General features: G+C 72.3%; 15 protein-coding genes and 1 pseudogene. 7 read left to right on the top strand and 9 right to left on the bottom strand.

The window, feature by feature from the left end; genetic code table 11:
- Positions 1 to 39: 39 nt before the first annotated feature.
- Together ADK64_RS14555 and ADK64_RS14550 are read left to right on the top strand one after the other, a co-directional pair.
- Complete coding sequence (locus ADK64_RS14555; RefSeq protein WP_159046238.1) at positions 40 to 255, top strand: hypothetical protein; 216 nt, start codon at positions 40 to 42, stop codon at positions 253 to 255.
- Positions 252 to 449 carry a hypothetical protein gene (locus ADK64_RS14550; protein ID WP_053658892.1) on the top strand — a complete coding sequence of 66 codons (198 nt, stop codon included), beginning with the start codon at positions 252 to 254 and terminating at the stop codon, positions 447 to 449. Before ADK64_RS14555 ends, ADK64_RS14550 begins: the two co-directional genes overlap by 4 nt.
- A 36-nt stretch (positions 450 to 485) precedes the next feature.
- Here ADK64_RS14550 and ADK64_RS14545 read toward each other — a convergent pair whose 3' ends face one another.
- From ADK64_RS14545 to ADK64_RS47180, 3 genes and pseudogenes are all read right to left on the bottom strand, one after another.
- A complete protein-coding gene (locus ADK64_RS14545; RefSeq protein WP_199829610.1) occupies positions 486 to 2192 on the bottom strand; it encodes an LCP family protein in 1707 nt (568 codons plus the stop codon).
- A gap of 380 nt (positions 2193 to 2572) precedes the next feature.
- Positions 2573 to 2935 (bottom strand): ArsR/SmtB family transcription factor, encoded by a 363-nt coding sequence (locus ADK64_RS14540; protein ID WP_053658890.1) that lies wholly within the window; start codon positions 2933 to 2935, stop codon positions 2573 to 2575.
- Positions 2936 to 3674: 739 nt separating this feature from the next.
- Positions 3675 to 4223: pseudogene (locus tag ADK64_RS47180) on the bottom strand (TerD family protein); the annotation flags it as partial.
- Between the two features lie 201 nt (positions 4224 to 4424).
- Between ADK64_RS47180 and ADK64_RS14530 the strand changes: the two are divergent.
- Positions 4425 to 4691: a GlsB/YeaQ/YmgE family stress response membrane protein gene (locus ADK64_RS14530; RefSeq protein ID WP_053658885.1), complete on the top strand. Its 267-nt coding sequence runs from the start codon at positions 4425 to 4427 to the stop codon at positions 4689 to 4691.
- 69 nt (positions 4692 to 4760) lie between these two features.
- Here ADK64_RS14530 and ADK64_RS14525 read toward each other — a convergent pair whose 3' ends face one another.
- Positions 4761 to 5336 carry a TerD family protein gene (locus tag ADK64_RS14525; protein WP_053658883.1) on the bottom strand — a complete coding sequence of 192 codons (576 nt, stop codon included), beginning with the start codon at positions 5334 to 5336 and terminating at the stop codon, positions 4761 to 4763.
- 209 nt (positions 5337 to 5545) lie between these two features.
- Here ADK64_RS14525 and ADK64_RS14520 point away from each other — a divergent pair, with 209 nt between their 5' ends.
- The gene (locus ADK64_RS14520) at positions 5546 to 5929 is read left to right on the top strand and encodes a BlaI/MecI/CopY family transcriptional regulator (protein WP_053658881.1); all 384 of its coding nucleotides are present in this window, start codon (positions 5546 to 5548) and stop codon (positions 5927 to 5929) included.
- A gap of 19 nt (positions 5930 to 5948) precedes the next feature.
- Entirely contained in the window at positions 5949 to 6881 is a 933-nt protein-coding gene (locus ADK64_RS14515; protein ID WP_053658879.1) for a M56 family metallopeptidase, read from the top strand.
- Between the two features lie 168 nt (positions 6882 to 7049).
- On the opposite strand, the gene ADK64_RS14510 is transcribed toward ADK64_RS14515, so the two are convergent.
- Complete coding sequence (locus ADK64_RS14510; protein WP_053658877.1) at positions 7050 to 7772, bottom strand: TetR/AcrR family transcriptional regulator; 723 nt, start codon at positions 7770 to 7772, stop codon at positions 7050 to 7052.
- Positions 7773 to 7822: 50 nt separating this feature from the next.
- On the opposite strand from ADK64_RS14510, the gene ADK64_RS14505 reads away from it, so the two are divergent.
- A complete protein-coding gene (locus ADK64_RS14505; protein WP_234384563.1) occupies positions 7823 to 9517 on the top strand; it encodes an FAD-dependent monooxygenase in 1695 nt (564 codons plus the stop codon).
- 24 nt (positions 9518 to 9541) lie between these two features.
- On the opposite strand, the gene ADK64_RS14500 is transcribed toward ADK64_RS14505, so the two are convergent.
- Complete coding sequence (locus ADK64_RS14500) at positions 9542 to 10246, bottom strand: family 16 glycosylhydrolase (protein WP_053658875.1); 705 nt, start codon at positions 10244 to 10246, stop codon at positions 9542 to 9544.
- A 339-nt stretch (positions 10247 to 10585) separates the two neighbouring features.
- Positions 10586 to 11188 carry a hypothetical protein gene (locus tag ADK64_RS14495; RefSeq protein WP_053658873.1) on the bottom strand — a complete coding sequence of 201 codons (603 nt, stop codon included), beginning with the start codon at positions 11186 to 11188 and terminating at the stop codon, positions 10586 to 10588.
- Between the two features lie 344 nt (positions 11189 to 11532).
- On the opposite strand from ADK64_RS14495, the gene ADK64_RS14490 reads away from it, so the two are divergent.
- Entirely contained in the window at positions 11533 to 12051 is a 519-nt protein-coding gene (locus ADK64_RS14490; RefSeq protein ID WP_078992647.1) for a pyridoxamine 5'-phosphate oxidase family protein, read from the top strand.
- Between the two features lie 74 nt (positions 12052 to 12125).
- Here ADK64_RS14490 and ADK64_RS14485 read toward each other — a convergent pair whose 3' ends face one another.
- Together ADK64_RS14485 and ADK64_RS14480 are read right to left on the bottom strand one after the other, a co-directional pair.
- Positions 12126 to 12878, bottom strand: a complete 753-nt coding sequence (locus ADK64_RS14485) for a TIGR03943 family putative permease subunit (RefSeq protein ID WP_053658871.1) — start codon at positions 12876 to 12878, stop codon at positions 12126 to 12128.
- Entirely contained in the window at positions 12875 to 13912 is a 1038-nt protein-coding gene (locus ADK64_RS14480) for a permease (protein ID WP_199829609.1), read from the bottom strand. Before ADK64_RS14480 ends, ADK64_RS14485 begins: the two co-directional genes overlap by 4 nt.
- Positions 13913 to 14005 lie beyond the last annotated feature (93 nt).

The raw sequence follows: 14005 nt of genomic DNA, 5'->3' as shown, positions 1-14005 counted from the left end.
CACGACGGCGGCGCCATCGTCGGAGGCAGCAGGCAAGCCATGGCCGTGGTGGGCCTGTCCTGGATCGCCGAGGGCGATGTGCACGTGGGCGCGAAGTCGTCCGGTCCGGCTCCTGGGGTACGTCTGACCCCCGAGGGCGTGGAGGCCCTCGGCGACAGGCAGTCCGGCCTCCATCCATGGGAGGAGGTGCGGGCCCTGACGGTGGCGGACGTCCCCGTGAAGTCCCTGAAGCGACAGGTGGGGAGCACGAGTTGAGAACCCACGTCGCCGCGGCGGTCGGCTGCTCCCCGACAGAGGTCGGCCTCTCCCGCGCCCTCGTGTCCCACTTCGCGCAGGGCGCCGCGACGATGGCCACGACACCGGCGGCGATGTCGCAGTGGGGTGTCCGGGAGGGTGGGTCGCACCGGGCGGCGGAGCGGGAGGCGTTGTTGCGCGGGTGGGTGGGCTAGCGCCTCCTAATTCCGTCTTTCTGCGAGAGGGCACCCTCAGGAATCGGAGTCGGGCTTGCCGCGTGCCGCCGCATAGGCCTCGGCCGGTGTCATGGAGACGCCGTTGACGCTGACCGTCTTGTAGGGGCTGACCTTGGCGCAGGTCTTGGCCTGGTCGGCGGTCGAGGCGTGGGCGTTGGAGACGGCCGCCTGGGTGTCGGCCGGCGCGGGCGAGGAGGAGCCGCCCGGAAAACTGGTGCCGCTCGGCCAGTCGGCGCCGATCACCAGGGTCAGGCCCGTGCCGGTGCCCTGCTTCAGATGTGCGGAGGACAGGCCGAGCGCCTTGGCGGCCGTCTGGGCCTCCGCCTTCTGACCGGTGCCGTAGGTCAGCGTGGTCGTCGTCGCGGGACTCGGCGCGTTGGCCGTGGTCGTGGCGGAGCTGAAGCCCTGGTCGGTCAGCGCCGTCGCGATGTCCGAGGCGCGGCCGGTGACCGTGGTGCCGTTCTCCACCGTCACGGCGATCTGGGCCGCGGGCACAGCCGAGGCGGTGGGCTTGGCGGTGGCCGAGGCCGCAGCGGACTTCTTGCCCGAACCGGTGGTCAGCGACTGGTCGTTGGCGATCGTGGAGAACAGGGTCTTGGCGTCCGCACCCACGACCAGGCGGTTGGTGTCGGTCGGGTCGGGGGCCGTCTGCATCGTCGTGAACGTCATCCGCTTCGTGGGCACCTTGTTCACGTCCGACGCGAGCGAGATGAGCTTCTTCACGCTGCCCAGGCCGTCGTCCACGGTCAGCGCCTTGGTGGCGGCGTCGGCCAGGCCGTAGACCGCGGTGGGGTCGGTGAGCGTGCCCGCGCTCTTGAACTTGCGGATCATCGAGCTGAGGAAGATGTGCTGGGTCGTCGTACGGCCCAGGTCGCTGCCGTCGCCGAAACCGTGCCGGGAACGGACGAACTCCAGCGCCGCGTCGCCCTTGAGGGTGTGCGAGCCCTTGGAGAGCTTCAGGTGCGAGTACGTGTCGTAGACGTTGTCGCTGACACACACCGAGACACCGCCGACCGCGTCGGACATCTTCACGACGCCGGAGAAGTCGAGCTTGACGAAGTGGTCGATCGGGATGCCGGTGAGCTGGTGGACGGTGGCCACCTGGCAGGCGGGGCCGTACTGCAGCGCGCTGTTGATCTGGCCGTAGTAGCCGTTCGTGGACTGGTGGCTCTCGCTGTCCGTGCAGGCGGGCACCTTGGTCATGGTGTCGCGCGGGATGCTCATCACCGTGGCGTTGGAGCGGTCGGCGGATATGTGCAGCACCATCTCGACGTCCGCGTTGCTGCCGGTCTGCACGCCGGTCTTCCCACAGCCGCCGCCGAGCTTGCAGTCCTCGGCGCTGGTGCGGCCGTCCGAGCCCATCACCAGAATGTTGATCGGGGTCCGGCCGAAGGCGTCGGCCTTCTCGGTGCCGCCCTTGCCGTCGAGCGCGACGCTGTGGATGTTGCCGTTCAGGTGCTCGTAGAACCACCAGCCCGCGCCGGCCGTGACCACGATGACGGCCGACATGCCTATGCCGACGATCTTCAGCGCCCGCTTGCCGCGCCCCGCCGGACGCGCGCGCCGCCCGCGTTTGGCGGCGTGCGAGCGGGCGGCCGCCCGGGCCGCGGCCCTGCCGCCCTGCGGACGCGCCCCGTCGGGCTCGGAGGCTCGCTGTCCGGGTACCCGCGCGCTACGGCTCCGCGTGGCCTGACCGGCGGGCCCGTCCCACGGGTCGCTCATCTCCCACTCCCATGAACGGTCGGGCCCGTCAGTCCCGGCCATGGGGTGTACGGCCGAGCCCGCGCGCCGGTGTCCGGGCGGGTGAAGCACTGCCGCTCCACCTTGCTTGCACAGTTGCGCAATCTAACAAATCTATGGCCCGAGCAGCGCAGATACACACTCAATTCACAGATGAGGCACCTCATGGAACCGCCGTGCGGAACTGAGCCAGTACGGGAAGCGGAGTGTACGCCCCCTCGATAAGAACCGAGTCAGATGTGTTCTCGAACGGGGTTCATACCTGGGCCAATGAGGACACAACGCCCACCAGGTTTTTCAAACCCACCTCTTACAAGCCCACTTCACGGACATGCCGCGGGCTGCCCGCCGGGGTGCTGCGGTCAGCCGCCGACACCGCGCAGGCGGTGGACAGGGGCCGGGGCATGCTGCGAGCGCGCCGTGAGCTGACCGATCATCACCCGGACCAGGGTCACCACATCGGGGTCGTCGATGTAGTAGACCTGCCGGCGACCCTCGCGGCGGGAGCGGACCAGTCCGGCGAGCTTCAGCTTCGCCAGGTGCTGGCTGACCGCGGGCAGCGCGCCGCCCACCCGGTCGGCGAGGTGCGTGACGTCGCTCTCGCCCTGCGACAGGGCCCACATCAGATGCAGCCGTGCCGAGGAGGCGAGCAGCCCGAACGCCTCCGCGGCCTCCGCCAGCACCTCGGCGGGAGGATCCTCGAAGCCACCGGCGTTCTCCGTCACAGCCCTCTCCCGTCCCCGTCACAGCCGACGCACATGCGCCCACCCAGTGTAGGCGTGCGCCACCGGGGATCGGCGGGCGCACGGGCGTGCAGTGGGTCGGCGCAGGCCGGCCGGGGTCGGGTCAGTCCTCGTAGAAGTTGTTGACCTCGACGTCCGGTTCGTCGTCGTCGAACGCCTCGTTGAGCAGCGCGCCGCCGATGAGACCGGCCGCACCGGCGCCGATGAGCGCACCGGTGCCGAAGCGACGGCCGCCACCCTGCTGGTGATGGTCGTGGTGGTCGGCGTACGGCTCGCCGTAACCCTGCTGCGGATAGCCCTGCTGTGGGTAACCCTGCTGCGGATAGCCCTGCTGGGGATAGCCCTGCGGCACGGGCTGCGGGTATCCCTGCTGGGGCGGGGTGTAGAACGGCGGGACCGTCGTCTGCACGCGCTGTGCGCAGCCGCCGCAGGTCTGGACGGGCCGGGGCACGCCCCACTGCGGGGACCAGGTCACGGTCGTCATGCCCGGGCCGTGGTTGGGGTCGAAGAAACAGGTCACGGTGGAACTCCCGGTGGGTTGCGGGGATGCGGGGAACGCCGGTGCCGGCGGGGCGGCGACCAGCGGCTTCTGGGGGACGGGCGGCACGGGTGCGCCTGCGCCCGGCTGCGGTGCGGCGACCTGGGCCGCAGGGCTCGCTGCCGGGCCCGGAGCGGGGAGCCGGTTCGGGCCGGGCGCCGGGCTCGGGGGCGTCTCCCGGAGCACCGTCACGCCGTAGTCCGTGGCGATGCCGGCGAGTCCCGAGGCGTAACCCTGGCCGACCGCGCGGAACTTCCATTCCGCGCCGTGGCGGTACAGCTCGCCGAAGACCAGCGCGGTCTCGGCCGACAGGGCGCCGGCCGCGAGGTCGTAGCGGGCGAGTTCGGTGCCGCCGTCCTGGTCGAGGACGCGGATGTGCGCGCCGCGCACCTGCCCGAAGGTCCGGCCCCGGCCCTCGGCCTCGTAGAGGGACACGAGGAAGACGATCTTCTCCACCTGGACCGGGACCCGGGTCAGGTCGACCTGGAGCCGCTGCTCGTCACCGCCGCCCGCGCCGCCGTGGCGGACCGAACCGTCGGGGCTGCTCAGGTTGTTGAAGAAGACGAAGTGCTCGTCGGACAGCACCTGCCCCGACTGGCCGCAGAGCAACGCGCTGGCATCCAACTCGTGCCCCGCGTTCGCCTGCCAGCCCAGCCCGACCGTCACGGCAGTCAGACCGGGGGCCTGCTTGCTCAGCGACACATTGCCGCCCTTGGTCAGGGACACACTCATCCACGTCCTCCGCAGCCGCTCGCGCTTTCCGCGTCCATAACGATCAACGCAACCGGACCGCTTCCGGTTCCCCAGTTGCGCAATGTCTTAATCATGTAGCAGAACCTCGACGGGACATCACCAGGGGTCAACGATTGCTGTGCGATCACTTCAACCACCCCTAGGCTTGCGCAAACACGCAAACCGACTGAAGGACACACCGTGGGCATCATCGGCTGGATCATCCTTGGCCTGGCAGCAGGAGCCATAGCCAAGCTACTGCTGCCGGGCCGCGACCCGGGCGGTTTCATCGGCACCACCGTCATCGGCATCGCGGGCGCGTTCATCGGCGGCTGGCTCTCCGCCCGCTTCCTCGACCGCCCGGTGGAGAAGCACTTCTTCGACCTCTACACCTGGGGCGCCGCGATCGGTGGTTCCCTGGTGCTGCTCATCGGTTACCGCATCCTGTTCGGCAACTCCCGCGACTGATCCGGCCGTCGGAGTCCGCCGCCCGCCGCCGGACGGCTCCCGCGGGCAGCGGTTCCCGGACGGGCCGCGTCAGACGCCGACGCCGAAGTCGCCCGCGATGCCCGCGAGCCCGGAGGCGTAGCCCTGGCCCACCGCGCGGAACTTCCACTCGGCACCACCCCGGTACAGCTCGCCGAAGACCATCGCGGTCTCGGTCGAGGCGTCCTCCGACAGGTCGTAGCGGGCGAGTTCGGCACCGCCGGCCTGGTTGACGACACGGATGAAGGCGTTGCGCACCTGGCCGAAGCTCTGGCCGCGCGCGTCCGCGTCGTGGATCGAGACGGGGAAGACGATCCGGTCGACCTCCGCCGGTACGGCGGCGAGGTTCACCTTGATGCTCTCGTCGTCGCCCTCGCCCTCACCGGTGAGGTTGTCGCCGGTGTGTTCCACCGAACCGTCCGGGCTGGTCAGGTTGTTGTAGAAGACGAAGTGACGGTCGGACACGACCTTGCCCGCGCCGTTGAGCAGCAGGGCGGAGGCGTCGAGGTCGAAGTCGGCGCCCGTGGTGGTCCGTACGTCCCAGCCCAGACCCACGACCACCGCGCTCAGTCCCGGTGCCTCCTTGCTCAGCGACACGTTGCCACCCTTGGACAGGGAAACACCCATGGTTCTTCCTTCCGCGCACACGATCGGTTCGGATCCGCGTCCCGGATCCGCTCAAAATCTACAACACTGTAGAAGCAGCGAGGTCGTGCGGCACGAGGGGCGTCGCCGACGAGGAACGGAAACCGGCCACGGCCGTCGGATCGGTACGATGTGATGTTCCTCCGGCACCAGGAGTCGAGGTGAGAGGCGCAGCAGAAGGGAGACAGCGGGTGACGGACCCCGATCCGCGCCGTCGGCGCAGGGCGCAGGGTGCGCTGGAGACTCAGGTGCTCGCGGCACTGCACGAGGCCGGGGGCCCGGTGACCGCCGGCTGGGTGCAGGAGCGTCTGGCCGCCGACCTCGCCTACACGACCGTGATGACGGTCCTGGCCCGCCTGCTGGCGAAGAACGCCGTGACGCGCCGGCGCGAGGGCCGGTCGTTCGTGTGGATGCCCACCGCGGACGAGGCCGGGCTGGCCGCGCTGAAGATGCGCAAGGTCCTCGACGGCGAGCAGGACCGCCGCGCGGTGCTGGCCAGTTTCATCACCGCGCTGCCGGAGGGCGACGAACAGACCCTGCGCGAACTGCTGGACCAGGCCGCCGACGAGGACTGAGGACGAGGACTGAGCACGCATGGGGATCTTCGTCTTCCTCCCCCTGGTCCTGCCGTTGACGGCCTGGCCGGTGGCCCGCCTGGCCGAGCAGCGACTCCATCCGCGCACCGCGACCGTCCTGCTGACCTGGGTGTGCACGGTCATGGCGCTGTGCAGCACGGTGTGTCTGGCCCTGTTGATGGTGGTCGGCACGGCCCAACTGCCCGGCAACCCCCTGCCGGACGGCTGGTCGGATCCCGAGGTGCGCGAGAGCGTGCCCCGGCACGAGGTCGCGGGGAAGGCGGCGATCCCCGCGCTGCTCGCGGTCGTCGCCGGCTGCGGCCGGGCCCTGCTGCGCCATCGCCGGGTACGGCGGCGGGCCCACGCGGCGCTGCGGGGGCTGCCGTCCACACAGGTCGCGGTGTTGCCCGACACCCAGCCGTACGCCTACGCGCTGCCGGGCGGGCCGCGCGACCGGATCGTGGTGTCCACCGCCATGCTCGGCTGCCTCGCGTCGCGGGAGCGGCGCGCGCTGTTCGCCCATGAGCGCGCCCACCTCGCCGGCCGGCACCACCGGTACCTGCTGCTCGTCCAACTCGCCGCCCGCGCCAACCCGTTCCTGCGCCCACTGCGGACGGCGGTCGCCTATACGGCGGAGCGCTGGGCGGACGAGGCGGCGGCCCAGGCCGTCGGCAGCCGCAAGGCCGTCGCCCGCGCGATCGGCACCGCGGCTCTCGTCTCCCGCCCCACCCCCGCGCCGACCCTCGCCGCGCTGGCCGCCCCCGGCCCGCTCCCCCGCCGCGTCGCCGCCCTGCTGGCCCCGGCACCGAGCACACGCACCTGGCCGTCGGTCTTCACGACCGCGGGCCTGGCCCTGTGGACCGCGGCCACCGGAGCCGCCCTGTCCGCGATGTTCTCGGCCAACTCGGCCCTGACGCTCCTGCTCCTGCTGCGCACGGCGACCCCGCTCTGAGCGGACGGTCACCGGCCGCACGGTCGGTGACAGCCGGGAAGCCGGAGCCGGGACCGCCGGGTACTGATCCGCCGGAGGACCGGCGGTGTACGACCATCGGCGGCGGCCGCCGGTCGCGGTCGCGCGCACCGCGGCGGCGGACACGAGCGGCGCTCCGCAGGGAAGGACCTAGCGGTCTGCGAGGCCGTCGATCATCAGGGCGACGGTGAAGTCGAAGCGGTCGTGCCCCTCGCCGGCGGTGAGCTCGGCGGCGTGGCGGGTGGTGTGCGGGAAGGTCTCGGCGGGCAGAGCGGTGAAGCGGCGCAGCAGTTCGTCGCGGTCGACGACCCAGACGGCGCCGTCCTGTGCCGATCGCCGGCGCACGATCGACGCCTCCAGGCAGTAGCCGGCCACGTACAGCAAGAGGGCGTCGATGGCCCAGGCGGCGGCCTGCGGGGCGACGCCGCCGGTGAGCAGGATCGCCAGCATTCCTTCGCTGACGCGCAAGGTCTCGAGGTCGGTGGGGGCCATAGCGAGCGCGGCGCGGGAGATACCGGGGTATCTCAGGTACTGGTCGCGTATCCGGGTGCACACGCCGCGGATCTGCTCCCGCCAGGCCGCGGGGTCGGGCTCGGGGAGCACCAGCTCGGCGCACAGCCGCCCGATGAGGAGCTCGTCGAGGTCGGCCTTGTTGACCACGTGGGCGTAGAGCGAGGCGGGTCCGGTGTCGAGCGCGCCGGCCAGCCGGCGCATGGTCAGCGCCTCGTAGCCCTCCGTGGCGATGACGCCCAGCGCGGTGTCGATGACCTGCTCCACGGTGATCGGGGCCGTACGGCGCCGCGGCCTGGGGTCGGCTTCGGCGTCGGGATTCGGCGGCTGGTGGCGCGCCGCGCGTCGCTCTCTCGGGTTCACGCCGCCATCATAGCTTGACACGAACACTGTTCGTACATAGAACACTGTTCGTGACAGTGGATGTGAAGCAGGACGTGGACGTGACCGTGGTCGGAGCCGGTCCGGTGGGCCTCGTGCTCGCCGCGGAGCTGGCGCTCTCCGGGGCGACGGCGCAGGTACTCGAACGCCGGGCCGAGCCGGACGAGGCGATGAAGGCGGGAGCGATCAACGTCCCGACGGCCGAGGCGCTCGACCGCCGCGGCCTGCTGCCCGCCGCCGAACAGGTGCAGCGAGCGCTGCTCGAGCGGGTGGGGTCGTTCGCTCGCGAGGCCGACGACCGAGCGCCGGGTGACGGCCGGCGAGCGCGCGATGCGCGGTTCACCGGGCACTTCGCCGGAATGGTCCTCGACGCCGACCTCGTGGACTGGTCCGATGCCGACCTCGCCGCGCGCACCGCGGTCGCCGGAGCGAGGATGGTGCCGCAGCGTGAGCTGGAGGAGCTGCTGGCCGGCCATGTCGCTCGACTCGGCGTACCGGTGCGTCGCGGGGTGGAGGTCACCGCGCTCGAAGAGACCGGCGACGGCGTGCTCGTGGACACCACCGCCGGCACGTTGCGCACCGGGTGGCTGGTCGGGTGCGACGGCGGGCGCAGCACCGTACGCCGCCTCGCGGGCATCGACTTCCCCGGCACCGACCCCGAACTCACCGGACACCTGGCGGTCGCCGACATCGCCGACCCGGAGAAGCTCGGACACGGATGGACGTGGTCGACCCGGGGGGCGTACCGCTACGGGCCACAGCCCGGGCGGGTGGTCACCGTGGAGTTCGACGGCGTTCGTGCCGACCTCCCCCACGCTCGGCTTCGCTCGCGCGGGGGGACCCCCATGGCACCGGTCACCCTTGAGGAAGTGCAGACCAGTCTGCGCCGGGTGTCGGGCACCGACGTCACGCTGACCGCGCTGCGCGGCGCCGCCACCCGCTGGACCGACAACGCCCGCCAGGCCGCGACGTACCGGGCGGGGCGGGTGCTGCTGGCCGGCGACGCCGCGCACGTGCACTCGCCGTTCGGCGGTCAGGGGCTCAATCTCGGGGTCGGCGACGCGATGAACCTCGGCTGGAAGCTCGGTGCCGTCATCGCCGGGTGGGCCTCGGAAGGGCTGCTCGACACCTACGACGCCGAGCGCCGGCCTCTTGGCGCCTGGGTGCTGGACTGGACGCGGGCCCAGATCGGGGTGATGCGCGGGGACGCCAAGTCGGCCGCGCTCCGGGAGGTCGTCGCCGAGCTGCTGAGCACCGGGGCGGGCACGACCTACGCGGTCAAGAAGATCTCCGGCGTCACGCAGCGCGTCGACCTGCCCGGTGACCATCCGCTGGTCGGCCGCTTCGTCCCGGACCTGTGGCTGACGGACGGCTCCCGGCTGGTCGACCACGGTCACGGCGGCGGGTTCCTGCTGCTCGACCGCACCGCGCACGGCGCGTTCGCCCGCCTCGCCGCGTCCTGGGCCGGGCGCGTGAGCAGCGTGACCGACGGCCACGCGACGCCGACCGGGGTTTTGGTACGCCCGGACGGAGTGGTCGCCTGGGCCTGCGACACCACCGGCACCACCGCCGTCACCGGCCTCGAGACCGCCCTGCACCGATGGGCCGGCACGCCGTCGTCCGCACCCGGGCACGAGGTGGCTGAACTCCTCGGCCGCTCTCCCGCTGTCGGGGCCGGGCCCGGGCCTGCGGTTCACCCGAGGGGTGCGGTGATCAATGAACGGTGATCAATCGGCGCGGGGCCGGCCGGCTCACCGTGGGCGTCGTACGACGAGGCCGCTCACCTCGAAGGTCATCTCCGTTGTCCCGGCAGCGGGGGCGGGGTGGTAACGGCCCGCGGACACGGAGAGGTTGACGATGAGGCAGGCGTGCCAGTCGCGTCCCACGCCTCGGCCGTCGGCGAAGGCCCGGGTGCCGTTCACCGACCAGACGACGGAGCGGGCGCCGAACTCGGTGCGCAGGTGGACCCAGGCTCCGGGACCGATGGCGTCGTCGCGGAAGTAGCCGCCGGTGCCGCGTACGTGGTTGCCGAACTCCAGGAGATCCGGATGGTCCGGGTGGTACTCGAACACGTCGATCTCCTGATCACCGTCCCGCCAGGTCCAGATCGCCGGCCACGCCCCGACCTCGCGGGGCAGCCGTACCCGGGCCTCCAGCACATCCCCGCACCGGACCATGAAGGCCTCCTCGCTGCCCTCGGTCGTCAGCAGCCCCGTGTCCCAGTCGCCGTCCGGCCGCCGGGTGGCCTTGAAGACGCCGGAGCGGGAGTAGGAGGCGTCGGACACCAGGTGGTCCAGTTTGTCGTCGCCCGGGTTCACCGGGCCGCCGTCGGGATACGCCCAGGAGCGGCCCGTCACCCATTGCCGGGCGGAGGTGAAGTCCGCTGTGAACACGGTGTCGGGTGCGGACGGGGTGTGCGGGGACGGGAGCGGGTGTCCCGGAGCCGGTTTCTCCATGACCGAGTTCTCACCGGCCCGGGTCCGGTCATGCGCCCGGGCGCCCGCGCGACGGCGGAACGACCCTTTCGGGTGATCCCCGGGTGACCTCCGGGTGGCCTTGCCCGCCCCTGGTGGGCGGACGGATTCCGTGGTGTGCTGGTAGTGGCGGGAAGGACCGAGACAGACGCGGAGAAGCGGCTGGGAGCCGTGCACCGCGCAATCCGGATCCGCGAGAAGCGGGTGGCCCTTCCCGCCCTCCCGTTTCCCGGACAGCCGAGGCCGGTCACCGGGCAGGTGACATCCGGGCCAGGTGATCTCGGGGCGGGCCGATATCCGGGCAGGCAGGATGCCGTGCGTTCAGCCTCGTCCGCCGCTGAAGTTCCCCCACCGGGGCCCGATCTGCTTCCACTCCTCGTCCCACTCGGCCATGCGCCGCCGGATGAGCCGGGCACGGATGCCCCAGCCCACGACCCAGACCGCCGCGCCGGCCGACGGGGCGACGAGGGCGCCGGTGAGGGCGGCCTGGAGGTCCGCCGCGGCGCCGGTCACCGGCGGGGACACGATGCGGCCCGCGCTGTTCGTCCAGACCGTAACCTGGGAGCCGGCGGCCGCGCCGGGGGCGATCTTCGCCCGGTCGGTGTGCACCACGCCGTGCGCGTCCGTCCAGCGCACGGAGGCCCAGACCCGTCCGTCGTCGTAGCCGGTGCCGGAGGTGGGGGTCCGCGCCGCGTCGTCGGTGAGCACGGCGTGCACCGCCTGCACATGGGCCCGTCGGGCGGAGAACGCGGAGTCGGCGTTGTGTGCGGCCGCGAGGCCGGCCACGGCCCCGCAGAGGACGGCGAGCACCCAGGTCGCGAGGACGATCCAGGCCTCGACCACGTCACTGTGCCGCCGCAGCGGATTGCGCCGCCACCGCCACAGGCGTACCCGGGGGACTGTCGTGGGAGGTGTCCGGGTCATCGTCACCGCCTCCTCTCCACCGCGCCTGGCGGGCGTCGAGTGCCACCACTCCATCGTGCACCTCAATCCGGATCGCGGCGGCATGAGGGCCGAAGAGGTCCGCGACGGTCTCTCGTGCCGGACCCCCTCGGGGGCCCGCGTCCTCCGGGCGGAAACCGTCTCGGCAGCTCGGAGCGGGCGGGGCAGCGATCGGTCCGCACAGGTCGGGACGTCCGGCCCCCCGGCGCAGGACCGAAGGGCACTGGAGGGGCCCTGGGGGACGGGCCACAGTGGGGTCAGGAGTGCCGCTCCGCACGAAGTGCCGACGCGCGTACGGGGCGCCGGAGCCCGCGAGGAGGCCGGCCATGGTCTGCCATGCCGTCCCCGTCCACCGGCGCATCGACCTCGACCGGGTCGAGGCGTTGCGGCTGCTGGGCAGCGTGTCCCTGGGGAGGATCGTCTTCACCCGCCAGGCCCTGCCCACCGTCCGCCCGGTCAACCACGTCCTCGACGACGGCGACATCGTCATCCGCACCCACGAGGGCGCGGCGCTCACCTCGCACGCGCGGCAGGGCGCCGACAAGGGCGTCGTGGTCGCCTACGAAGCCGACGTGATCGACCCGGACACACACCTCGGCTGGAGCGTGGTCGTCACCGGTCGCGCCCACCTCGCCACCGACCCCGGCGAACTGGACCGCGTCCGCGCCCTGTGGGAGCCCTGGGCGGCGCACGAGGACATGGACCACGCCGTGCGCATCCGCCCCGACCTGGTCACGGGCGTGCTGCTCAGCGACACGGCCGGCACTCCCGGCGACGGGCCGGCGGAGGGCGGCGGGGCGGACTCGCAGGGCGCGGGCGCACGTCGTCGGACCAGAACCGCATGAACGCAAGCCGTCGGACCCGGACAGCACGAGCGGCGGCTCGCCGGACCGGGCCGGCACGAACGCAGGCCGCCCGGCTAGGACGGCGTGAGCGGCAGGTCGTCGGTGTAGGCGTTCACCGGCTGCGCCATGGGGCGGGCGTCCTTGACGTCGAGCGCCGCCTGCGCGGTTCTCGTGCCGAGGGTGCCCTGAGGGTGCCAGGTGCCGGTCACCGCGAGCCAGGTGTCGGCGGGGGGCGCCTCGGGTCCGTACACATGGACCTTGACGGTCTGTGAGTCGGCGGCGCAGCACGTGAAGATGATGCGGGTCAGGTACCAGCCGTCGTCGTTCTCGTCCGGGGTGACGAAGCCCGTGAGCCGGACGGTGCGGCCTTTGACGGCCAGGCTGCGGTCCTGCTGGACGCGCTTGGTGAAGTCCGTGAGGGTCAGCGGCAGGGGTGAGGTCGCAGGCAGCGGAGCGAATCCTTCCTGCACGGTCACCGCCTCGGTGTTCGAGCGTGCCGCGGTGTACGCGCCGAGGGCGGGCGGGGCGTACCAGAGCAGGCTGAGCGCCGGGAGGAACAGCAGCCAGGCGATGCGCGGGGCGCCGGAGTGGTCATGGCCGTGGTCGTGGCCGGGATCAGGGACGTGGTCGCCGTCGCGCGTGTGGTGCCGTGCGTCCCGCATGGCCGCCGACGCCAGGCCGAGCAGCAGCAGGACCGCCCCGGAGACGATCAGCGGCGGGCGCAGGCCGGCCTTGACGTAGCGCAGGTAGATGTCCGTGAACAGGGCCGTGTGGAGCAGGCCGATGCCGGTCAGGGTCAGGAGCAGGGTCTGTACCGGGCGTCTCACAGCAGCGCGCCCCCGATCAGGGCGCTCGCGGCGACCGCCACGGCGGTGGTGGCCGTGCAGAACCGCCAGGCGAAGGCGCGGCCGAAGGTACCCGCCTGCAGGGCGATCAGCTTCAGGTCGACCATCGGGCCGACCACCATGAACGCGAGCCGGGCGGTCGGCGAGAACCCGGCCAGCGAGGCGGCGACGAACGCGTCCGCCTCCGAACAGACCGCCAGCAGTACGGCGAGCCCGGCCAGGAAGAGCACCGACAGCCAGGGCGAGCCGGCGAAGGTGTCGAGGACGGAGCGCGGCATCGCGACGTTGAAGGTGGCGGCGGCCATGGCGCCGAGCACCAGGAAACCGCCCGCGTGCAGGAAGTCGTGCTGGAAGCCGAGCCGGAACTCGTTCCAGCGGCCGTGGCCGTGCCGGTGACCGGTGTGCCCGTGCCGCAGCATGGGCCGCAGCCACTTCTCCCTGCCCAGCCAGAGCCACAGCCAGCCCATGACGGCGGCGGTGGCGAGCGACGCGACCAGCCGGGCGGCGACCATCGCGGGGTTGCCGGGGAAGGCGACGGCGGTGGCGGTCAGCACGACGGGGTTGATGGCCGGCGCGGAGAGCAGGAAGGCGAAGGCGGCGGCCGGGGTGACACCCCGGCGGATCAGGCTGTTGGCGACAGGGACGGAGGCGCACTCGCAGCCCGGCAGCACCGCGCCCGCGACACCCGCCACCGGCACGGCGAGGGCGGGCCGCTTCGGCAGGATCCTGGTGAACAGTTCGGCCGGCACGAAGGCGTTGATGGCGCCGGACAGGGTGGTGCCGAGGAGCAGGAAGGGGAGTGCCTGGACGGTGATGGCGAGGCAGACGGTGCGCCAGGCCTGGACGGCAGGCTGGTTCAGCCACGCGGTGCCGGCGAGGACGAGCACGGCCGCGGCTGCGGCCGCGACCGCGAGGGCCGCGCCGTGCGGCCACGGCCGGATGCGGCGCGCGGGCGGAACGGCGGGGACGACCGCCACACCTTCGGCCACACCAACCAATTCATCCGTTTTTTCCATTATCACTCCGGATGTCGGTGTCCGGCCGACGATAGGTGAGAGGCGCCGCCCGACCGCGCGTACACGCCGTCGCGCGGCCAACCCGTACGGCGC

The sequence above is a fragment of the Streptomyces sp. MMG1121 genome (assembly GCF_001280015.1).
In the GTDB taxonomy this organism is placed as follows: Bacteria; Actinomycetota; Actinomycetes; order Streptomycetales; family Streptomycetaceae; genus Streptomyces.
The sequence above is the reverse complement of the archived record's forward strand: the minus strand, read 5'-3'. Positions and strand labels throughout refer to the sequence as shown.